Source organism: Kitasatospora sp. NPDC087861, from assembly GCF_044742585.1.
Lineage (GTDB): Bacteria > Actinomycetota > Actinomycetes > Streptomycetales > Streptomycetaceae > Kitasatospora.
This window is the reverse complement of sequence record NZ_JBIUUS010000099.1, coordinates 1-2,839: the sequence shown is the minus strand read 5'-3', so window position 1 is coordinate 2,839 and position 2,839 is coordinate 1. Positions and strand designations below refer to the sequence as shown.

Here is a 2,839-nt window from a genome sequence, read left to right as displayed (position 1 = left end):
CAAACCCCCACTGGGACCACTACTTCACCAACACCGGCGCACAACGCACCCCCCTCCCCACCTACCCCTTCCAACACACCCGCTACTGGCTCGACCAGTCCGGAACGCCGCAGCGTGACGCCTCCACCGTCGATGCCGCCGAATCCCGTTTCTGGGACGCGGTCGAGCGCCAGGACCTCCCAGCGCTGTCCCGTGAGCTGGGCGAGGATCACGGCCGGCTCTCCGACGCGTTGCCGGCGCTGGCCAACTGGCGACGCCGCCACCGGGAGCAGTCCGTGGTGGACTCCTGGCGGTACCGCATCGCCTGGGCTCCGCTGACCGTCGAGGTCCGCCGGCTGTCCGGTACCTGGCTCGTCGTCGCGGCCGCCGCGCAGCATGGGCATCCCGATGTCCTGGCGGTTCTCGCCGCCCTGGGTGACGGCGGGGCCGAGCCCCGGCTGGTGGACCGCGTCACCGCCGACGATGGCGAAGTCGCCGGTGTGGTCTCCCTGTTGGCCTTCGACGACGAGCCCGACGGCACCCACCCGACGATGTCCCGGGGGCTCGCCGCGACGGTCGCCCTGGTGCAGAACCTGCAGCGCGCCGGGTCGACCGTGCCGCTGTGGTGCCTGACCCGCGGGGCCGTATCCATCGGCCGGTCCGAACCGGTGCACGCTCCGGCCCAGGCACAGTTCTGGGGGATGGGGCGCGCGGTCGCGCTCGAATGGCCGGACGGCTGGGGCGGACTCGTCGATCTGCCCGCCACGCTCGACGAGCGGACGCTGTCCCGGCTGCCCGCGTTCCTGGCCGGTGGGAGTGGCGAGGACCAGCTGGCCCTGCGGGTTTCAGGGGTCTTCGGCCGGCGCCTCACCCGTGCCCCGCACGACTCGCCGGCGGCCCGTACGCGGTGGCAGCCGCGCGGCACCGTGCTCATCACCGGTGGCACGGGTGCGCTGGGTGGGCACGTCGCGCGCTGGCTCGCCGGCCGCGGCGCCGAGCACCTGCTGCTCGTCGGCCGCAGTGGGCCGGCAGCCGCGGGTGCGGCCGCCCTGGAAGCGGAACTGTCCGCTGCGGGGGCGCGGGTGACCATCGCGGCCTGTGACGTGTCGGACCGCGCGGCCGTCGCGGATCTCCTGGCGGCGGTGCCGCAGGAGCTGCCGTTGACCGCCGTCGTGCATGCCGCGGGTCTGGGCCAGCTGACACCGCTCGCGGACCTCGGGATCGACGAGTTCGCCGAGATCGTGCGGGCGAAGACCGCCGGCGCCACCCATCTCGACGAGCTGCTGGGCGAGCGTGAGCTGGATGCCTTCGTCCTGTTCTCCTCGGTGTCCGGTGTCTGGGGCACCGGCGGGCAGGCGGCGTACGGGGCGGCGAACGCGCATCTCGACGCGATCGCCCGCAACCGCCGCGACCGTGGCCTTGCCGCGACCTCGGTGGCCTGGGGGCCCTGGGCGGGAGAGGGCATGGCCCAGGGCGAGTCGGGTGAGCACATGCGCCGGCGCGGGCTGCCCCCGATCAAACCGGATCTCGCGATCGCGGCGCTCGAACGAGCGACGGGCGACGACGAGCCGTGCCACACCGTGGCGGACGTGCAGTGGGAGGGCTTCCTGCCCCTGTTCACCTCGGCGCGCCCCAGTGCCCTGCTCTCCGGCCTGCCGGAGGTGCGCGCGCAGCTGAGTGCGGCCGAGGAGCCGCGGGCCACGAACCTGAACCGGTTCTCGGGGCTCGGTGCCGCCGAGCGCCGGGCACGGCTGCTGGCGACGGTCACGTCCGAGGCCGCTGCGGTGCTGGGGCACGCCACGGCCGACCGCGTCGCCGCCGACCGGGCGTTCCGTGACCTCGGCTTCGATTCGCTCACCGCGGTGGACCTGCGCAACCGTCTCGGTGCCGTTCTCGGTGTCCCGCTGCCGACCACGCTGGTCTTCGACTACCCGAACCCGGACAGCCTGGTCTCCCACCTGATGACGCTGTTCGGCGAGGACCCGCAGGATGACGACGGGCAGGCTCCGGTCGCCGCGTCCGGCGAGCCGCTGGCCGTCGTCGGCATCGGATGCCGCTTCCCCGGCGGGGTGCGCACCCCCGAGGACCTGTGGCAGCTCCTGGTGGCGGGCGGTGACGCCGTGTCCGGCTTCCCCACCGACCGCGGCTGGGATCTCACGTCGTTGCTGGGGCCGGACGTCGGCACGCAGGGCGGCAGCACTGCGGACTCAGGTGGATTCCTGTACGACGCGGCGGAGTTCGACGCGGAGTTCTTCGGCATCTCGCCACGTGAGGCGCGAGCGATGGATCCGCAGCAGCGGCTGCTGCTGGAGACCGCGTGGGAGACCTTCGAGCGCTCCGGCATCGACCCACGGTCCCTCCGCGGCAGCCGGACCGGCGTTTTCGTGGGCGGCAACAGCCAGGACTACGTCTCGTTGCTCGACGACGACACTCAGGGCACCGAGGGGCATCTCCTCACGGGCAACACGACGAGCGTGGCGTCCGGCCGGATCTCCTACACCTTCGGGCTCGAAGGCCCGGCCGTCACGATCGACACCGCGTGCTCGTCCTCACTGGTCGCCATGCACCTGGCCGCCAACGCGCTGCGCAACGGCGAGTGCACCATGGCTCTGGCGGGCGGCGTCACCGTCATGGCGACGCCCCGGACGTTCGTGGAGTTCAGCCGGCAGGGCGGGCTCTCCCCGGACGGACGCTGCAAGGCGTTCTCCGCCGGCGCGGACGGGACCGGCTGGGGCGAGGGCGTCGGCCTGCTCGTCCTGGAACGACTCTCGGATGCCCGGCGCCTGGGCCACCCGGTCCTCGCGGTGCTGCGCGGCTCGGCCGTCAACCAGGACGGCGCCTCCAACGGCCTCACCGCCCC

The 2,839-nt window shown here is 73.5% G+C and carries 1 protein-coding gene; it reads left to right on the top strand.

Going from position 1 to position 2,839, the window contains the following annotated elements:
* Positions 1-2,839 (top strand): SDR family NAD(P)-dependent oxidoreductase (locus ACIOJE_RS41195; RefSeq protein WP_400783819.1); only part of this gene is annotated, 2,839 nt, incomplete at both ends.